Below are 18413 nucleotides of genomic sequence, written 5' to 3' on the forward strand. Positions count from 1 at the left end.
CCATCCGTTCCGTCCGACCCGTCCGCCGCGGGCATGCCCCCGACAGCCCGCCCCGCAGGGCCACGACCGCCCCGACAAGGAGCCGGCAGCACGGTGAGTACCCCCGACACACAGCAGTACGACGATGCGCGGCTGCCGGGCGCGGTGGCGGCGGAGTCCCGTAGCGCCGTCCCGAACCAGGCCCCCACACCCCTGGGGCGCCTGGTCGCCACCGTCGAACGCCTGCGCCGCGAGGTGCGGGACGCGCACGCCGCCGCCGACGGCAGGGCCCTGGTCGAACTGGCCAAGGGCATCCTCATCGGACAGCTGAACTGCACCCCCGCGGCGGCGGCCCGCCAGCTCGACGAGTTGTCGCGCGAGACGGGGCTCGCCCCGCTCGAACTCGCCGCCGACATCGTCAACCAGGCCGCACGCGACCATGTCAGCGAGGTCGCCGCCGAGTTCGTCGAGCGCACCGCCACGCCGGCACCGGCCGAACCCGCCGAACCCGCCGAACCGGCCGAACGGTCCACCACGCTCGCGGTACGACTGCGCACCGCCGAGAGCGGGGTACTGGCCGCCGCCGACGACACCCAGGCGGTGGCCGAGTCCCTCCTGACGAACGCCCTCGGACCCCTGGGAGCGGTCGCCGTCGCCGTGTGGAGCGCCTCGCCCGACGGATCCCTGGCCCTCGCCGGGCACGCCGGGTTCGGGCCGGGGGAGGCCGCGCGCTGGCGCCACGTACCCCCCGGCGTCTCCACCGTCGCCCGCCGCGCGCTGCGGGAGCGCCGCCTGGTCGCGCTCGCCCGGCTGAACCGCGTCGGACTCCCCTCGATCGGCCACCTCCAGTGGCCCGACGGCGGACGGATGGCCGTACCCGCCGGGACCGGCGGACGCATCCACGGAGTCCTGGAGATCTGCTGGCCCCAGCCCCTGGCGCCGCAACCCCCGCAGATCGAGCGCCAGGTCGAGGCCCTCGCCGAGCTGTGCGCCCGCACCATGGACGCCGCGCCGCCGGGCGACCCGGGCGCCCTCGAAGCCGTGCTCCCGGACGTCGCGGAGCTGGTCGACCTCGCCGAAGGCCTGCACGACCCCGCCGTGGTCCTCACCCCGGTGGTCGACCCCGAGGGCCGACTGACCGACTTCCGCATCCGCCACGCCAGCAGCAGGTTCGTCGATCCCGCCGGGCGCCAGCGCGGCGACGTCAACGGCGCGCTGCTGCTGGAGGCCTACCCGATGGCCGCCGGCGAGCGAGGACTGTTCGACATCGTCGAGCGGGTCCACGCGACGGGCGAGCCCTTCCGCGCCCGCCGCATGAGCCTGACCGCGCTCGTCGACCAGATCCCCCTCACCTCGGTCGCGGACATCAGCGTCAGCCGGCACGGCGCGGCCGTCCTGCTGATCTGGCGCGTCGAGGACGAGACGGCGCGCCTCGCCGACCTCCTCCAGCACGCCCAGCGCCTGGGCCGGATCGGCGGCTTCGAGGAGAACCTCGTCACCGGCGAGATCACCTGGAACGCGCAGCTGTACGCGCTCCACGGCCTGCCGACCACCGCACCGCCCGTACGGCTGCGGGAACTCCCCGGCTACGCACACCCCGACGACTCCGCCGCCCTCGGCCGCTTCCTGCGGGCCGTGCTGCGCTACCGCCGTCCGGCCTCCGTCAACCTGCGCCTGCGCAGGTCCGACGGGATCACCCGGCACATCCGCGTCGTCGCCGAGCCCGTCCTCGACGCCGACCAGCGACTGCACGCCGTCCGCGGCGCCTACCAGGACATCTCCGCGCAGCACTGGACCGAGGTCGCCCTGGCCGCGACCCGGGACCAACTCGCCCACAGCGAGGCCGAGTCCGCCGAACGCAACCGCCTGGCCCTGCAACTCCAGCACGCCATCATGCCCCCGACCCCGCCGGCCATCACGGCCCCCGGCCTGCGCGTCGCCGTCCGCTACCGGCCCGCGGAGACCGAGTCGCTCGTCGGCGGCGACTGGTACGACACGGTCGTCCTGCCCTCCGGTCTGATCATGCTGTCCGTGGGTGATGTCGCCGGCCACGGCATCGAGGCCGCCACCGGCATGGTCGTCCTGCGCAACGCCCTGCGCGGCCTCGCCGTGACCGGAGCGGGCCCGGCACAGCTGCTTTCCTGGCTCAACACGGTCACCCACCACCTCGCCAAGCACGTGACGGCCACCGCCGTCTGCGGGATCTTCGATCCCAGCACCCGGGTGATGCGGTGGGCGCGCGCCGGGCACCTGCCGCCCGTACTCGTGCGCGGCGGCGAGGCCGAGGCCTTCCCGCTGATCGAGGGCCTGCTGCTCGGCGCGCTCCCCGAGGTGACGTACGCCGAACGGGAGGTGCGCCTCGAACCGGAGGACACCGTACTGATGTTCACGGACGGGCTGGTGGAGCGGCGGGACTCCTCGGTGCAGGACTCCCTCGGCCACCTCGTGCACACGGCGGCCGCCTGCGCCGGGGACCTGGACCGGCAGCTGGACCGGCTCCTCGCCGAGAGCCGCTCCGACACGGACGACGACACCTGCGTCATCGGAATCCAGGTCGGCTGACGGGACGGGGCGCCACGTCCGACTGCGACCTCGGGTGCCCGCTCACACCGAAGGCCCGGCGGGGGCCCGCACGAGTCCTCGGGGCACCCGGAGGACGCCCGAGGGCGTGGGCGGGCCGTGTTGGCGTGCGGGCATGCGCGCTCCCATCGGGCCCTTCGAACACGCGGTGCCGGCTCCCGACTGTCTCGCGGAACTCACCCCGCCCGTGGCCGAAGCGGTCCGCGGCTGGACCGGTGACGTGCCCGCCGAGCAGCTCCTCCTCGTGGACACCGACCCGGCGATCGCCGACACCGCTGCCTTCGTCGCGCACTACGGGCAGGACCTGCTCGGGCAGTCGGCGAACTGCGTGGTGGTCGCCGCCAAGCGCGGTGGCGAGGTCACCCTCGCGGCCTGCCTCGTGCCCTCCGCCGGCCGTATCGACGTCAACGGCGCCGTCCGGCGCCACCTGGGCGCGCGCAAGGTGTCCTTCGCGCCGATGGAGACGGCCGTGGAACTGACGGGCATGGAGTACGGGGGCATCACTCCGATCGGTCTGCCGGCCGACTGGCCGCTCCTGGTGGACGCGGCGGTCGCCGACATGCCGTACGCCGCCGGGGCAAGCTCATCGCCCCCGGCAAGCTGTTCGCGGAGCTCCCGGGTGCCGAACTCATCGAGGGCCTCGCACTCTGACCTTCAGGCGATCCCCACGGTGTACGCGGCGCGGTAGCCGTCGCCGTCGGGGACGGGCGCCAGCGTCATCGCGGCCCCGGAGGCGCGGTACCGGTCGTCGCGGGCGTTGGGGTGCTTCGGCGCGCGGCGCCCGGCGTACGGAGGGCGCGCGTACACCTGCAGCAGGAGGGGCTCGGGGAAGAAGAACTGCGAGGTCGTCTCGGTCCGGCGGTCGGGACGCACCTTGAAGTGGATGTGCGGTGCCAGCCCGGCGTACCAGCCGGGCACGATGGTGCGGAAGGTACTGCGGCCGGCGCCGTCCGTGACCTGCGTACCGCGCAGGAAGGCGGACCCGCCGGTGGAGTAGGCACCCGAGTGGTCGGCGTGCCAGACGTCGACGGCGGCGTCCGCGACCGGCCGGCAGCCCGCCGACACCCGCACCACGGTCAGGTCCAGCCGGAACGGCACGCCTTTGCGGCCCTCGGTGATGTCCGACCGGACCCGGTCCAGGTCGAGGTAGTACGGGCCGGCGCCCGCCTTCACGGCCAGCACGCAGGCGGGGGTGCTGCCGCCGGGCGACGCCGAGAGGGGCGACGAGGACGCGGACGGCTGCCCCGCCGCCCCGCGGGTCCGGGCCGGGCCGGAGCAGGCCGCCGTCAGCGCCGCGACCCCGACCGACCCGGCGGCCAGCAGGAGGGCGCGGCGGCCGGTCGGGGAACTGCCGTTCTCGGTCATACGAAACTCTCCCGCGCGCTGAACGACCGCCGCACGGGACGCGACGGCCACCGACCGCGCCCACCGTGCCGGACGCGAGGCGTCCGGGCCATCACCGACACGTCACGGATCCGCGCCCCAAGTAGGACGGGTGCTGACCTCATTGGTGCCTACGGTGGTGATGTCACGCGAAGCAGCAGGAAACAGAAGGGACGGGACGAGGCCGATGGACCGCTTTGCCCCCGAGGGCTACACGAGCGTCGCGCCGTGGGTCGTCACCGACGACACGGGCGCGCTGCTCGACTTCATCACCGCGGCGTTCGACGGCGAGGAGATCGCACGGGTGTCGGTCGAGGACGGCAGCATCGGCCACGGCGAGATCCGGATCGGCGACACGGTCGTGCTGGCCTTCGACCGGCGGCCCGACTGGCCGGCCATGCCCTCCATGCTGCGGGTCTACGTACCCGACGCGGACGCGGCGATGGCCGCCGCCGTCGCCCGCGGAGCACGGGTGGTCACCGAGGCGGACGACAGCGCGTGGGGTGACCGCGGGGGCCGGGTGAGGGACCCGTTCGGCAACATCTGGTGGGTCGTGAGCCGGGTCGAGGAGGTCGCGCCGGACGAGGCCTGGCGGCGCATGGCCGAGCCGAAGTACGCCGAGTCGATGCGCACGGCCCAGCGGACCCTCGACGCCGAACTCGGCGGCCGCTCCTCGGGCATGGCCGGCACCCCGCAGCGACCGCCCCACTGAGGAGGGTCCGGGCCCGGCCGGTCCGGGGCTGTCGCAGCCGCGGCGGGCGGGGCTACCGTTGAGGCCGTGCCCGGGGGCGGCGAAGGGGGAGCGTCATGCTGGAAGAGGCGATGGTCGCACTGGCGGCCTCGGTGGGATCGGGCGTCGTACAGGCCGCCGGGACGGACGCCTGGCAGGCGGTGCGGCACCGGCTGGCCCGGCTGCTCGGACGCGGGGACCGGCAGCAGGAGAGCGCCCAGCTGGAACGTCTGGACCGGACCGCGGCCGAACTGACGGCAGCCGGGCAGGAGGGCGACGCTCCGGAAGGCGGCGGGGACGAGGAGAGGGCCCGGCACGGCGCGGCCTGGCGGACCCGTACCGAGGACCTGCTGGACCAGTTGGACCCGGACGAACGGGCCGCGGCCGCGGCGGAACTGCGGGCGCTGCTCGCCGAGGTCGCGCGGGCGACGGGCCCGGCCGCCGGGATGTCCGCGCACAACGTGTTCCTCGGCCCGGCGGCGGTCCAGTCCGGGGACGGCAATGTCCAGGTGAACCGGTTCGACTCCCGCCGGTGACCGGGTCGGCGCCCGACCCGGAGCCCGCCCCGGCCGACGGCCGCCGCGGGGACGCATTCCACGGCCCGGCCGGGGTGCAGCGCGGCAGCGGGAACCTCCAGGTCAACATCCACGAGCACCGCGTCGGCATCCTGTCGGCCTGCGCGGTCGCCCTGGTGTGCGTGGCCACGGTGATCGCGGTCCGGGTGGGCGGCGACCCGGGAACCGGGGCCGCCACCCCGCCCGCCGGCAGGACCGCCACGAGCCCGGGCGCGGCCCAGGAGGATCCGTCGGCGCTCACCGGACACCTGGTCAACGACGGCAGCGGACTGTGCCTGCGGGCATCCGGAACCGGCGAGGGCCTCGTGCCGGTGCAGGACACCTGCACCGCCGATACCGACCGCACCTGGACGCTGGCCCAGCAGAACGGCGGCTCCAGCCGCACGCTGCGCAATGCGCACAGCGGCCGGTGCCTGGCCGTGGCGGGCGAAGAGAACCTCGCCCCCGTCCGCCAGTTCGCCTGCACCGCCGGGCAGCGCGGGCAGCGCTGGGAACTGCTGTGGGGCACGGATGCCCGGGCCGGGCACTTCGTCCTGCGCAACGCCGGTAACGCCAAGTGCCTGCTGGTCCAGGGCCGCGGGCAGGCCCTTCCGGCGGCGCAGAACTCATGCGGTGAGGAGTACGACGACCAGTGGTGGCACCTCGTGCCCCGGCAGGGGAGTTCGTCGTGACGCCCACCGGATGTGCTGCAGATGTGCTGCCCGAGATGCCAAGCTCCGGATAGGGGACTAGCGTCTGTACATGAGAACCGCAACTGTGGGGAACACACTCAGCCCGCAGTAGTGCGCCCGAGCACCACGCTTGAGGAATCGCGTGTCGGCCCGGAAGTCCGCAGCCCCACGGAGGCTGTGTTGACGGGGGATACGCGCACACGCATGCATGCGGTCGGCCACGCACCCGCGCTCATAACCAATTGCGCGAGAGGGCGCCCCCGAGCACGTCCCGAATGCGTGGCACGAGAACGGAAAAGAAGGGTTCGAACCATGCAAGCACTGAGAGTGAAGCGACTCTTCGCGGTGTCCGCCATCGGTGTTCTGATGGCAGGTGGCGCCGCTCTCGGAGCCGCAGGCACGGCTTCGGCAGCAGCCCCCACGCACGCGCCCACTTATGTCACCGGTGGCGGCTGGGGCGATGACGACCACGGTTACGGCGGTCACGGCCACGGCTGGTACGACGACGATGACGACTGGGGCGGAGGCTACGGTCACGGCGACTGCTGATCGAAGCAGCTTTCGGCACGGACGGGTCGGCGCGCGGGCATACGTGCGCCGACCCTTCCGCGCTTGCCTGTGGCGGACCGGTTACGGTCCGCCACAGCTGTTCCCCGGCCCCCACCCCGGCGGGGGTTCGGGTACACAAAAATTTCACAACTCGGCCCGGCCGGAGCCCCGCACGCTGCCGGGGCCGCCCGTCAGGCCTGCCGCGGTGCCGTCCGCCGGGTGGGTCCGTGCCTGTCGCCCAGCCCGCGGACCTGAAGGGCGAGGTCGAAACCGGGAAGTCCGGTTTGGCGTGAACCCGTTCGGTCGGGGTGGCGCGGTGGGGGTGTCCCCGCCGCCGGATGCACCGGTAACCCCGCAGGCGGCGGTGGTCCGCACCCGCGTCCCGTCGCGGTGAGCCGCTGCGGCCGCCGGCCGGCGTGCCGTCGTAGGGTCCGGCGGGAAATCGAGGTCCCGGGTCCGTCGCTGTTCGGGCAACGCCCGCCACGCGTCCGGGTGTCGGCGCGCGTGCCGCCCTCGGGGCCGGCCCGACCGGGCCGTGCCCGCGTCATGTGCGGTGCAGCTTTGCGCAATCATGACTGGGACATGGCAAGGATGTTACGCGCCCGTCGACCTCTTGTGGGTGAGCGGGGGGTGGGTCAACCTTTCGGGGGCGGCAGCCCGTTGGCCATTGCATTGTCATGTGCATGGCTAATGAGCCCGCCTCGTCCCCGCAGTGCAGCACCCATGAGGAGGACCCCCCACATGTCCGTGATGCGTCACACCCGCCGGAAGATCGCCGGCATCAGCGCGACCGCCGTCGTCGCGCTCGCGCTCGGCGCGGCCGCCGCATTGCCCGCCTCGGCGGCCGACAACGGCGCGCAGGGCGTCATCGAGAACGCCGGCGCCGCCGGAACCATCTCCGGCAGCTACATCGTGACCCTGAACGACACCGCGGCCCGCTCCACCGCCGACAGCGGCAAGGCCGTGGCCAAGCGTTACGGCGCCAAGATCGACAAGACCTACAGCGCCGCGCTCAACGGCTACTCGGTCGAGGTCTCCGAGGCGCAGGCCGAGAAGCTCGCCGCCGACCCGGCGGTCAAGTCGGTCGTGCAGAACCGTGTCTTCACCGTCGACGCCACCCAGCCGTACCCGCCGTCCTGGGGCCTGGACCGCATCGACCAGCGGGCGCTGCCGCTGAACCAGAGCTACACCTACCCGGACAAGGCCGGTGAGGGCGTCACCGCCTACATTATCGACACCGGTGTCCGCATCACCCACCAGGACTTCGGCGGCCGCGCCTCCTACGGCTACGACGCCATCGACAACGACAACACCGCCCAGGACGGCCACGGCCACGGCACGCACGTCGCCGGCACCGTCGGGGGCGGCGCGTACGGCGTGGCCAAGAAGGCGAAGATCGTCGGCGTCCGCGTCCTCGACAACAACGGTTCCGGTACGACGGCCCAGGTCGTCGCGGGCATCGACTGGGTGACGCGCAACGCCGTCAAGCCCGCCGTGGCCAACATGTCGCTCGGCGGCGGCGCGGACTCCGCGCTCGACACGGCGGTGCGCAACTCCATCGCCTCCGGCATCACCTACGGCGTCGCAGCGGGCAACGAGTCCACCAACGCCTCGACCAAGTCCCCGGCCCGCGTGGCCGAGGCCATCACGGTCGGCGCCACCACCAACACGGACGCCAAGGCCAGCTACTCCAACTTCGGCACGGTCCTGGACATCTTCGCGCCGGGCTCCTCCATCACCTCCTCGTGGGGTACCGGGGACACCGCGACCAACACCATCTCGGGCACCTCGATGGCCACCCCGCACGTGGTCGGCGCGGCGGCGCTGTACCTGGCGCAGAACACCTCCAGCACCCCGGCGCAGGTCCGCGACGCCCTGGTGGCCGCCGCGACCCCGAACGTGGTGACCAGCCCCGGCACCGGCTCCCCGAACCTGCTGCTGTACGTCGGTGACGGCGGTACCGTTCCGCCCGGCAAGCGGTTCGAGAACGCGGCCGACTACGCGATCAACGACAACGCCACCGTCGAGTCGCCGGTCACCGTCAGCGGTGTCGCCGGCAACGCCCCGGCGGCGCTGACCGTCGCGGTCGACATCAAGCACACGTACATCGGTGACCTCAAGGTGGACCTCGTCGCACCCGACGGCACCGTCTACACCCTGCACAACCGCACCGGCGGCAGCGCGGACAACATCATCAGGACCTTCACCGTCAACGCCTCCGCGGAGGTGGCCAACGGCGTCTGGAAGCTTCGCGTCAACGACAACGCGAACATCGACACCGGCAAGATCGACTCCTGGGCGCTGCAGTTCTGAGCACAGCAATCGCGTTTGACTTCTGAGCCGCGATGAACAGGCGGGGGCGACCACAGGGCGGTCGCCCCCGCTGCGCTGTCCGTACACCGCGCAGGGTTCCGCACCGCGAAACGGTGCTGCAATGGATCCATGTACCTCGAAGAGCTCCGTACCCTGCTGGCGCGGCACGCCCGCTCCGACTGGAGCACCGCCATCGACGGCGTCCTGATCTCCCGGGTCGACCGGCCGGATCCGCCGGCGCCCTCGATGTCCGGCACGGTCCTGGCGGTCATCGCCCAGGGAGCCAAACGGCTCGCGCTGGGCGACCGGGTCTACGAGTACGGCGCCGGGCAGTACCTGGTCGCGTCCGTCGACCTGCCGGTCACCGGACAGTTCACCCGGGCCGACCCCGAACAGCCTGCCCTCGGTTTCGGCCTCACGCTGGAACCGGCCGCCGTCGCCGAGCTGCTGGTGCAGGCCGGTCCCGCGGACACCCCGCGTTCCGGGGCGGGCGTGCCGTCGGGGATCGCCGTCGGCGACGCCCCGCCTGCCATGCTGGACGCGGTGGTCCGGCTGCTGCGCCTGCTCGACGAGCCCCGGGACCGGGCCGTGCTGGCCCCGCTGGTCAAGCGGGAGATCCTGTGGCGTCTGATCACCGGCGAGCAGGGGGCGGCGGTGCGCCGGCTCGGCCTCGCCGACAGCGGCCTCAGTCACGTCTCACGCGCCGTGCGCTGGATCCGCGAGCACTATGCCGAGCCCTTCCGCGTCGAGGACGTGGCGCGCCTGGCCGGCATGAGCGTCTCCGCCTTCTACCGGCACTTCCAGGCGGTGACCGCGATGAGCCCCATCCAGTTCCAGAAGCAGATCCGGCTCCAGGAGGCCCGGCTGCTGCTCGCCACGCACCCGGGCGACGTCACGGGGGTCGGCCACCGCGTCGGCTACGACAACCCCTCGCAGTTCAGCCGTGAGTACCGCCGCCTGTTCGGCGCACCCCCGAGCCGGGACGCGGCCCGTCTGCGGGACACCGTACGCGCCCCCGTGAGTGTCCTGCCCTGAGCCGATCCGGACGGTCGAGGAGCATCGTGCAAGGAGGATTATGCAAGGAGGAGCGAGGATAGTTCTACTATCTGTGCAGGTCAGAGCGATTCAATGGGATCAGCAGTTCTTCCGCGGAGCAGGAAAATGCCTGTCCATCCGTGGATCCCCGATCCCACCACATCGCGAGGGGCACACCATGAAGACCGTTCTGATCACCGGCACCTCCTCCGGCTACGGGCGCGAGACCGCCCTCTACTTCCACGAGCAGGGGTGGAACGTCATCGCCACCATGCGGACGCCGCGTGCCGGCATCCTGCCCGAGTCGGACCGGATCCGCGTCGTCGAGCTCGACGTGACCAGGCCCGAGACCATCACTGCCGCGCTCGATGCCGCGGGACCCGTCGACGTCCTGGTCAACAATGCCGGCGTCCCCTCGATCGGCGTGTTCGAGGGCACCCCCATGGCCCGGGTGCGGGAGGTCTTCGAGACCAACACGTTCGGCGTGATGGCCATGACCCAGGCGGTGTTGCCCGGCTTCCGCGAACGCGGTTCCGGCGTCGTGGTCAACGTGACCTCCAGCGTGGTGCTGGGTCACATGCCGCTCACAGCCGTCTACAAGGCCAGCAAGATGGCCGTCGAGGGGTTCACCGCATCGCTCGCGCTCGAACTCGAGCCCTTCGGCGTGCGGGCCAGGACGGTCGAGCCGGGCGCCTGCTTCACGACGAACTTCGGGAACAGGGCGACGAGCGACGGGTCGCCGGACGAACTGGTCCCGGCGCCGTACACGGAGTTCACGAAGAAGGTCCTGGCCGACTTCGCGAGCCAGGACCTGTACACCACGGAGCGCGACGTGGCCGAGACGGTGTGGCGCGCCGCCCACGACACGACCGGCCAATTGCGATTCCCGGCCGGCGCCGACGCGGTCCGGCTCGCCCAGGCGAAGTGATCGAGCGTCGAGCGATCAGGAAGTCGGCGCGGGCGGGCTCCAGCGGGCCTCCACGGGCAGATTGCGGGGGACCGAGGCCGCCCCGCCGACCCGTACGGCGTCCACCACGGCCTGGTGCAGGAGGCGGCTGACCTCCTCGGACTCGCAGGGCACCGGACTGCCGGTCACGGTGAACCAGTCGGAGCCGCCGCTGTACTGCACGGCCACATGGGCCTCCGGGGCCGACCAGGTGGTGTGCACGGTCAGGTCCCCGGTGAGGATCCCCGCCTCGTCGGTGCTCACTCCGCCGCGTCCGGCGTATACCCCTGTCGTCGTCCACGAAGCCCAGGTCATGGCGCATCGCCCCTCACCGCGGAGTGCCTCTGATGCTTCCACGCTACGGCGCGACCGGGGTTCGCGCGCCCGCACGGCAGGATCAGTGTCCCGCGGCCGCCTTCACCAGGGCGACCGCGGTGCCGATGGCCGCGTCCAGGGTCCCGGCCAGCAGGGCCAGGCCCGTACCCCCGCCCATGCGGATACCGCCGTACCAGCCCCAGGAGAACAGCCCGGCGATGCTCACCCCGGCCGAGACCAGCAGGGCCGTGTCCACCGTCATCAGCCCGAGCGCCGCCGCGGCGATCAGGACCAGGGGTCCCACGGCGGACAGCAGCAGCGGGCTGCTGACCGACAGCATGCGGCGCAGCTCGTGGCCGGTGGCCAGGCGGCCGTGGACGACACGGTGGGCCTGCTGGTCCGCGACCAGCGCGGCGAGCCACAGGCCCACCGCGGCGGTCAGCACGGTCGCGGCGGCGCCGGTGGCGCCGATGTGCTCGGAGCCCGCCAGCCCGATCACCACCGCGATCATGGCGATGGTCGCGTACAGGCGCTCCTTCAGCCGCGCGGCGGCGAACCGCGGATCGCGGTCGAAGGCCTGCTCGTGGTCCGGTCCGGGGGTGGCGCCGCCGGGTGACCCGGCAGGGTGCGTCTCGTCGGGGGCCATGCGGTCCACCGTAGGGCCGGCCGGTGCCTGTGCCCCGCAGGTGCGGGCAGCGCGCCGCCCGCACACCGCCGGGTGAGGAAACGGCTGTCGCGGGGAACCGGTGACCAGGACGGCAACGGACCCGACATCCGCACGGCGGCAGACGAGGCAGGTATCGGCGTGCTCATCGACCTCTCCGGCATGCGCGCGCACCGGCCCCAGTCGCTGATCCAGCGGCTGATCGAACCGGGAGAGATCGCCCACATGGTGGTCTACCTGGCCTCGCCGTACGCCTCGGCCACCACGGGCGGAGCGCTCCGGGTGGACGGGGGATACGTGGACTCCATCCTTCCCTGAGGGGAAGTCGGGCGCCGGGCTCGACGTGATCGCCGAGGTGGCCCGGCACATGCTTTAATAAATGAACATGCATTTATTAAAGAGGAGTGGTGGTGGCCGGACGTCCCCGAGGTATGGAAGACGCGGTGATCCTGCGCGCGGCGGCCGAGGTGATGGGACAGGTGGGCCCTTCCGGGCTGACGCTGGCGGCGGTCGCCCGCCGGGTCGGCCTGGTGCCCGGCACACTCGTGCAGCGGTTCGGATCCAAGCGCGGCCTGATCCTGGCACTGGCCGACCAGTCCGTCCGGGACGTCGAGGCGCTGCCCGACCGGGTCCGCGACGAGCAGGGCTCGGCGCTGGGCGCCCTCGCCGCCCTGTTCACGCAGTGGATGGCCCCGATGATCACCCCTGAAACCTTCGCCCATCACCTGGCCTTCCTCTGCGCCGATCTCACCGATCCGGACCTCCACGAAAGGGCGCTGGCCGTGCACCGGGCCCAGCGCAGGGCGGTCGGGACGCTGCTCGAGGAGGCCGTTTCCGCGGGCGAGCTGGCTGCCACGACGGACGTCGAGGAGCTCACCGCGACCGTACTGGCCGTCACCTCCGGTACGGGTCTCACCTGGGCGCTCGACCGCCGGGGCACCCTCGACCGACGCGTCCGGCACGGACTCGACACCGTGCTGGCCCCGCACCTCGCCACTCCCCGCCGCCCCGAGCCGCCGCACCACCTGGAGACGACATGACGACACCGACACCACCGCTGGCCGGAAAGGTCGCGCTGGTCGCCGGCGGTACCCGGGGCGGGGGACGCGGCATCGCCGTCGAGCTCGGAGCAGCCGGCGCCACGGTCTACGTGACCGGCCGCAGCAGCGGAGCGGGCCGTTCCGACCTCGACCGCCCCGAGACCATCGAGGAGACCGCCGAGAAGGTCACCGCCGCCGGAGGCCTGGGCGTCCCGGTACGCACCGACCACAGCGACCCGGAAGAGGTCCGGGCCCTGGTGGAGCGCATCGCGGCGGAACAGGACGGCCGGCTCGACATCCTGGTCAACTCCGTCTGGGGCGGCGATCCGCTCACCGACTGGGAGCACCCCCTGTGGGAGCAGGACCTGGACCAGGGCCTGCGCCTCCTGCGGCAGGCGGTCGAGACCCATGTGATCACCAGCCGGTACGCGCTTCCGCTGATGGTCACCCGCAGGAGCGGACTGGTCGTGGAAGTCACCGACGGCAACACCGCCCGGTACCGCGGCTCCTTCTTCTACGACATGGCGAAGTCCGCCGTCATCCGCCTCGCCGTCGCGCAGGCCGCCGAACTCCGGCCGCACGGCGTGGCGGCCGTGGCACTGACACCCGGGTTCCTGCGGTCGGAGGCGATGCTGGAGCACTTCGGCGTCACCGAGGCCAACTGGCGTGACGGCGCGGCCGGGGACCCGAACTTCGCCCACTCCGAGACCCCCGCCTACCTCGGGCGCGCGGTCGTGGCGCTGGCGGCCGACCCGGACGTCATTGCCAGGACCGGCCGGGCACTGGCCACCTGGGATCTCCACAAGGAGTACGGGTTCACGGACGCCGACGGCAGCCGCCCCGACTTCGCCGCGCACTGGGCCCGCAACCTGGAGGCCGAGTACGGCCCCCTCGGCGACCCGCTCTGAGCTCCCCGCACCGGTGACCCCGCGGGGGCGTCCGGTGTTGGTACGGGCATGGACGATGTACTGGACGTGTTGCTCGACGGTGTGACGGAACAGCGGCTGAAGCTGATCAGCGGCGACGAGGCGCGGGCCCTGATGGTGCTCCTGGGGTTTCTCGAAAGCGACGAGCAGCCCGAGGAGGTCCGCAGGGCCGCGGGGGAGATGCGGTTCCGCATCGCGTCCCGCCTCGGCAGACCGGCCGACACCGGCGACCGGCCCGCACGGTGGTAGCGCGCACCGGGGTCAGTCGGCCGGCCGGCCGGTGCGGCGCAGGACGGCGGGCGTGGTCCCGTACCAGCGCTGCACCGCCCGGCGCAGGGCGCGCGCGTCGGCGTAGCCGCTTCGGGAGGCGACCGCGTCGATGCTGAGGTCGGTGCTGTGGAGCAGCCGTGTGATGTGGTCGCGGCGCGCGGACTCGACCTCGTTGCTCCATGTGGTGTCGTGTTCGTCGAGGCGGCGCTGGAGGGTTCGCGTACTGACGGCCATCCGGCGAGCCACCGCGGGCAGGGTCGGAACGGTCTCGTCGTGGACGGAGGCCAGGGCGGTCCGGAAGAGGTCCAGCCAGTTGTGCAGCGGGACCGCGGTGGCGAGGGTCTGTTCGGCGTGCCTGCGCAGCACCGTCGACAGGCCGGGCTGCGCGTGCGGTGTCGGCGCCGTCAGGTCGGCGGCGAGGAAGGTGAGGGAGCTGCTCGGGGCCTCGAAGTCGATGGCGCGGGTGCCGTACAGCTCGATCAGGGCCTCGTGCCGCGGGGGCGCCTTGGCCGCGAGGGTGACGCGCAGCGGAACGAGCCGGCGCCGCGCGGCATCGCTGAGCCGCCGCTGGTACAGCCCGAGCGCGTAGGCGCGGATGGCGCAGGCCGCCTCGTAGGTCAGATCCGCCTCGTTGACATGGCTGATGACGACCTGTTCGCCGTCCTCGGTGATCCGCATGGTGTCCGTGCTGCTGTCGGCGACCGTGGCGATGTAGGCGGCGGCGTCCCGGATTCCCTCGAGCGGAGTGGGCGCGGAGGTGATCAGGTAGTCCCAGACCCCGAGGGCGCCGATCGTGGACTGCTCCGTCAACTGCCGGGCCAGCTCCGTCCAGGGAGCGTGCACGGTCGTCAGTTCCGCGATGCGGATGCCCGTGGCCGCGGGGGTGCGGCACAGGTCGTCGTTGAGGTGCTCGGGCGCCAGACCCAGCAGGTGCGCGTAACCGTGCGCGGGTATACCGAACCGGCGCGCCGCGTTGACGCTCAGTCGGGTGAGGGCGGAGGAGGTAGTCCCCTGGTGTGCGTGCGAGATCACAGGGGCTGAGCATAGACCAGCAGGAATGACCAGCTCGGCCGCGTGGCTCGGCGTCCGATGTCCCCAACTCGGCGTGCGGAGTCCCCCGGTGGCGCGCACGGTCCCCTGGCTGGCGCGAGCTGCCCCGGGCCGGGCGGTTTGTGCGGCCCTAGCGTGGTGATCGTTCTCGCCGGGCGCATCGCACCGCCGCACGGCTTTGCACCCGGCACGGTTTCGCACCCCGCACGGCTTCGTACTGCCGCACGGCTTCGCACCGCGCCCACCGAGGAGTTCTCATGGAGCTGACCCGAGACGATTTCGCGCTGGCTGCTCTGGTCCCCGCGGCCGGGTAGCACGGGCGCCTCGCCGAACGCACTGCCCTGGACGGGGGTCCGGGCAGTGCGGGGTGTCGGGGCACCGGGACGCACCGACCCGCACGGGGGTGGGGTCAGTGCGGGATGCTGTCGATCAGCTCTCGGGCACCCTGCCGGAGGAGGGCGACGGCAACGGACGTGCCGAGGGTGGCCGGGTCGAGGCGGCCCGCCCACTCGTGGGCGTTCAGGACAACCTTGCCGTCCGGCGAGAACACACAGGCGCGGAGGGACAGATCCCCTCCGCGTTCCGCCCGGGCGTACCCCGCGATCGGGCTGTTGCAGTGACCTTGGAGCACGTGGAGGAGCATGCGCTCGGCGATCGTCTCCCGGTGCGTGTCGGGGTGACCGAGGGCGCTGACGGTGTCGATGAGCACGGCGTCGTCCTCGCGGCACTGGAGCGCGAGGACCCCGGCACCGATGGGCGGCATCAGGGTGTCCACCGGGATGATCTCCGTGATGACGTCCGCGCGGCCGATGCGGTGGAGGCCCGCGACGGCCAGGAGGAGGGCGTCCGCCTCACCGGCGGCGAGCTTCTCCAGCCGCCTGTTGGCGTTTCCGCGCATCGGTACGCACTCCAGGTGCGGGTGGGCGGCGGCGAGCTGGGCGATCCGGCGCACGGAAGAGGTCCCGATCCGGGTGCCGGGCGGGAGCCGGTCGAGCGTGAGCCCCTCCGGGTGGATCAGGGCGTCGCGGATGTCGTCGCGTTCCAGGAACGCGGCGAAGACGGTCCCGGCGGGCAGCGGACGGTCGGCCGGGACGTCCTTGACGCAGTGCACGGCGAGGTCGGCCTCCCCGGCGAGGATCGCGGCGTCGACCTCCTTGGTGAACGCGCCCTTGCCCTCCACCTGGGAGAGGTCTCCCATCCACATGTCTCCGGTGGTCTTCACCGGCAGGACGGTGGTCTCGATCCCGGGGTGGAGCGCGGCGAGCTCGGCGCGGACGCGCTCCACCTGGGCGAGGGCCATCGGCGAGTCGCGGGAGACGATACGGATCGGATCAGCGGGCATGCGGGCACGATACGCCCTCGGAGCTCGACGGCGGGCATCCGCAGCGCACATCCATCACCCGTGCGAGTCAAGGGAGTTGACGGCTCGCGTAGGTGTTCGACGGCGCCGCCGCGCGATATCGCCGCTGGGCCCGCGGGCAGGAACCGGGGTCTATTCGTCGGCGAGTTGGTGGTCGGCCCAGACGTAGCTCTCGGGAAGCAGGTCTTCGATCGGGACGCTCCGGACGCGATCGCCCGCGCCGACGATGACCCTGAGGGCGGGGAAATAGTCCAGAAGGACCTGACGGCACCGCCCGCAGGGGGGCACGACACCCCGGTCGCGGTCGCCCACGGCGACGATCGTGTCCAACGCGTGGACGCCCTGGGCGGCTGCCGCGCCGATGAGGACGAGTTCGGCGCAGGGGCCTCCCGTGAAGTGGTAGGCGTTCACCGCGGTGACGATCCGGCCGTCGTGGGCGCGGGCGGACGCCGCCATCGTGTGGTTGTCGCTCCGGCAACGCGTGCGGGCGACGTGCGCCGCGGCTTCGATGAGCTCGTGGTCGACCGGATGGGGATGCGTGGTCATCTTCTCTGCTTCCGTGCGGTGTCGGTCGACGGTGGCCCGAGCGACGATGGGGGTGCAAGCGAATATCGGCCGTGGGCCGCCCCTCGACGACGGCCCGCGCCCCCGGGCACCCCAGGGGCGCGGTGTGCGTGCCCGTGACCAGGGGGCCTGCTGGAATGGCTGCTTCGGAGGGTCGGGGCGAGGAGGTCTGTTGCCGCAGCGTGACGGGAGGTCCACCGGGTCTGTCGGTGGGGACGAGGGGCTGTCGGCGCGTGTCCGGGCGACCGAGGCCGCCGTCGAGCAGATCGGCACGACCCTCGACGCGGTGACCACGTGCCAGGAGCTGGCCGGATTCCTGTTCCGGAACGTGTGCGACGCGGTCGCCGTGGACCTCTTGGACGAGGACGGCGGCACGCTCCGCGTGGCAACGGCAGGAGCCGTGGGACTCCTGGCGGCGGGGGCCGATGCTGCGCCCTCGGTACGGGCGACCGACGGCGGGCACCCGCTCTCCGAGTGGGTGACGGTCGCCGGCGGCGTCCCGGTCCACGTCCTTTACCTCCCGCTGCCGGACCGGCACCGGGACCACGGCCTGCTGACCGCCGTACGGGCCCGGACGGCGTTCGGTGACCACGAGGCGGCCACCGTCCGCTTCGCGGCCCGGCTGGCGGCGGTGCACCTCGGGCACGCGCGGCAGCTGGCCGCCACCGAGGACACCGTGTCGCACCTGCAGCGGGCGATCGTGTCGGAACCGGGCCGGCCGCACCCCAACCTGGAGATGGCCAGCCGCTACCTGCCGGCCGGCCCCCGGGCCCTGGTGGGGGGCGACTGGTTCGAGACGGTCCGCCTCCACTACGGCCGTACCCTCCTGGTGGTCGGAGACGTGATGGGTCACGGGCTCGACGCGGCGGTGGACATGAACGCCTACCGCTCCACCCTGCGGGACGTTGCGTCGACGGACCTCGCCCCGCACCGCGTGCTGCGCCAGCTCGACGCCCTGGCCGCCGGCGACGAGAGCCGCCGGCCCGCGACCTGCCTGCTCGTACGGCTCGATCCCGCACGCGGGGTCGCCATGTTCGCCAGCGCCGGCCACCTGCCTCCGGCGGTCTTCGGGGCCGACGGCTCGGCCACCCTGGTCGACGTCCCCGTCGGCCCGCCCCTGGGCACCGGGGTCGGCGGCTACGAGGCCGTCACGCGTCCCATCACCCCGCAGGAGACCCTGCTGATGTTCACCGACGGGCTCGTGGAACGCCGGGACGAGGACATCGACGTCTCGCTGGCCAGGCTGGCGGGAGTGCGCCTGCCGCCGGGGGCCGACGTGAATGCGGTGGTGGACGCCGTGGTGGCGGGCCTCGACGCCGACCACGCGGAGGACGACGTCGCCGTGCTCGCCGCCCGGGCCCGTCCCCGCCCGCCCGCGGACCCCGAAGCCGCCGCCGGGCCGCTCTGAGGGCCGCCTGCCCCGCCGCCCGGGCGGCCCCGGCCGTCCTGTCGTCCAGGGCCGC

General features: G+C 72.9%; 18 protein-coding genes and 2 pseudogenes. 14 read left to right on the forward strand and 6 right to left on the reverse strand.

Annotation, left to right across the window (positions count from 1 at the left end):
* Nucleotides 1-33: 33 nt before the first annotated feature.
* Both OG373_RS38815 and OG373_RS38820 read left to right on the forward strand, forming a co-directional pair.
* On the forward strand, nt 34-2541 hold the full coding sequence (locus OG373_RS38815; RefSeq protein ID WP_405443548.1) for a SpoIIE family protein phosphatase: 2508 nt from the start codon (nt 34-36) through the stop codon (nt 2539-2541).
* Between the two features lie 133 nt (nt 2542-2674).
* Nucleotides 2675-3210 (forward strand): annotated as a pseudogene (locus tag OG373_RS38820) (YbaK/EbsC family protein).
* Nucleotides 3211-3213: 3 nt separating this feature from the next.
* On the opposite strand, the gene OG373_RS38825 reads toward OG373_RS38820, so the two are convergent.
* Entirely contained in the window at nt 3214-3924 is a 711-nt protein-coding gene (locus tag OG373_RS38825; protein WP_405443549.1) for an intradiol ring-cleavage dioxygenase, read from the reverse strand.
* A 205-nt stretch (nt 3925-4129) separates the two neighbouring features.
* Here OG373_RS38825 and OG373_RS38830 point away from each other — a divergent pair, with 205 nt between their 5' ends.
* The 7 genes from OG373_RS38830 (at nt 4130) to OG373_RS38860 (ending at nt 10743) form a co-directional block, all read left to right on the forward strand.
* Nucleotides 4130-4654 (forward strand): VOC family protein, encoded by a 525-nt coding sequence (locus tag OG373_RS38830; protein WP_405443551.1) that lies wholly within the window; start codon nt 4130-4132, stop codon nt 4652-4654.
* Between the two features lie 95 nt (nt 4655-4749).
* Nucleotides 4750-5208: a hypothetical protein gene (locus OG373_RS38835; protein WP_405443553.1), complete on the forward strand. Its 459-nt coding sequence runs from the start codon at nt 4750-4752 to the stop codon at nt 5206-5208.
* The gene (locus tag OG373_RS38840) at nt 5205-5918 is read left to right on the forward strand and encodes an RICIN domain-containing protein (protein WP_405443555.1); all 714 of its coding nucleotides are present in this window, start codon (nt 5205-5207) and stop codon (nt 5916-5918) included. Before OG373_RS38835 ends, OG373_RS38840 begins: the two co-directional genes overlap by 4 nt.
* Nucleotides 5919-6230: 312 nt before the next feature.
* A complete protein-coding gene (locus tag OG373_RS38845) occupies nt 6231-6467 on the forward strand; it encodes a hypothetical protein (RefSeq protein ID WP_397731764.1) in 237 nt (78 codons plus the stop codon).
* Nucleotides 6468-7208: 741 nt separating this feature from the next.
* On the forward strand, nt 7209-8780 hold the full coding sequence (locus OG373_RS38850) for a S8 family peptidase (protein WP_405443557.1): 1572 nt from the start codon (nt 7209-7211) through the stop codon (nt 8778-8780).
* Between the two features lie 129 nt (nt 8781-8909).
* Nucleotides 8910-9815 (forward strand): AraC family transcriptional regulator N-terminal domain-containing protein, encoded by a 906-nt coding sequence (locus OG373_RS38855; RefSeq protein WP_405443558.1) that lies wholly within the window; start codon nt 8910-8912, stop codon nt 9813-9815.
* 178 nt (nt 9816-9993) lie between these two features.
* Complete coding sequence (locus OG373_RS38860) at nt 9994-10743, forward strand: SDR family oxidoreductase (protein WP_405443560.1); 750 nt, start codon at nt 9994-9996, stop codon at nt 10741-10743.
* 15 nt (nt 10744-10758) lie between these two features.
* Here the strand turns inward: OG373_RS38860 and OG373_RS38865 are convergent, their stop codons facing one another.
* Nucleotides 10759-11076 (reverse strand): hypothetical protein, encoded by a 318-nt coding sequence (locus OG373_RS38865; RefSeq protein WP_405443562.1) that lies wholly within the window; start codon nt 11074-11076, stop codon nt 10759-10761.
* Between the two features lie 82 nt (nt 11077-11158).
* Complete coding sequence (locus OG373_RS38870) at nt 11159-11722, reverse strand: hypothetical protein (RefSeq protein WP_405443564.1); 564 nt, start codon at nt 11720-11722, stop codon at nt 11159-11161.
* Nucleotides 11723-11902: 180 nt separating this feature from the next.
* Between OG373_RS38870 and OG373_RS38875 the strand changes: the two are divergent.
* The 4 genes and pseudogenes from OG373_RS38875 to OG373_RS38890 form a co-directional block, all read left to right on the forward strand.
* A pseudogene (locus OG373_RS38875) lies at nt 11903-12058 on the forward strand (SDR family oxidoreductase); the annotation flags it as partial.
* A gap of 113 nt (nt 12059-12171) precedes the next feature.
* The gene (locus tag OG373_RS38880; protein ID WP_405443566.1) at nt 12172-12780 is read left to right on the forward strand and encodes a TetR/AcrR family transcriptional regulator; all 609 of its coding nucleotides are present in this window, start codon (nt 12172-12174) and stop codon (nt 12778-12780) included.
* On the forward strand, nt 12777-13688 hold the full coding sequence (locus OG373_RS38885) for an SDR family oxidoreductase (protein WP_405443568.1): 912 nt from the start codon (nt 12777-12779) through the stop codon (nt 13686-13688). The genes OG373_RS38880 and OG373_RS38885 overlap by 4 nt, the downstream gene beginning before the upstream one ends.
* A 48-nt stretch (nt 13689-13736) precedes the next feature.
* On the forward strand, nt 13737-13955 hold the full coding sequence (locus tag OG373_RS38890; RefSeq protein ID WP_405443570.1) for a hypothetical protein: 219 nt from the start codon (nt 13737-13739) through the stop codon (nt 13953-13955).
* Nucleotides 13956-13967: 12 nt separating this feature from the next.
* On the opposite strand, the gene OG373_RS38895 is transcribed toward OG373_RS38890, so the two are convergent.
* The 3 genes from OG373_RS38895 to OG373_RS38905 all read right to left on the reverse strand — a co-directional run bounded on the left by OG373_RS38895 (nt 13968) and on the right by OG373_RS38905 (nt 16932).
* On the reverse strand, nt 13968-15008 hold the full coding sequence (locus OG373_RS38895; RefSeq protein ID WP_405443571.1) for an AraC family transcriptional regulator ligand-binding domain-containing protein: 1041 nt from the start codon (nt 15006-15008) through the stop codon (nt 13968-13970).
* 427 nt (nt 15009-15435) lie between these two features.
* Nucleotides 15436-16368, reverse strand: a complete 933-nt coding sequence (hemC, locus tag OG373_RS38900; protein ID WP_405443572.1) for a hydroxymethylbilane synthase — start codon at nt 16366-16368, stop codon at nt 15436-15438.
* Nucleotides 16369-16518: 150 nt separating this feature from the next.
* A complete protein-coding gene (locus OG373_RS38905; RefSeq protein ID WP_405443574.1) occupies nt 16519-16932 on the reverse strand; it encodes a cytidine deaminase in 414 nt (137 codons plus the stop codon).
* Between the two features lie 190 nt (nt 16933-17122).
* Between OG373_RS38905 and OG373_RS38910 the strand changes: the two genes are divergently transcribed.
* Complete coding sequence (locus OG373_RS38910) at nt 17123-18358, forward strand: PP2C family protein-serine/threonine phosphatase (RefSeq protein WP_405443575.1); 1236 nt, start codon at nt 17123-17125, stop codon at nt 18356-18358.
* Nucleotides 18359-18413: the final 55 nt, after the last annotated feature.

The organism is Streptomyces avidinii (assembly GCF_045161815.1).
GTDB classification, from domain to species: Bacteria; Actinomycetota; Actinomycetes; order Streptomycetales; family Streptomycetaceae; genus Streptomyces; species Streptomyces avidinii.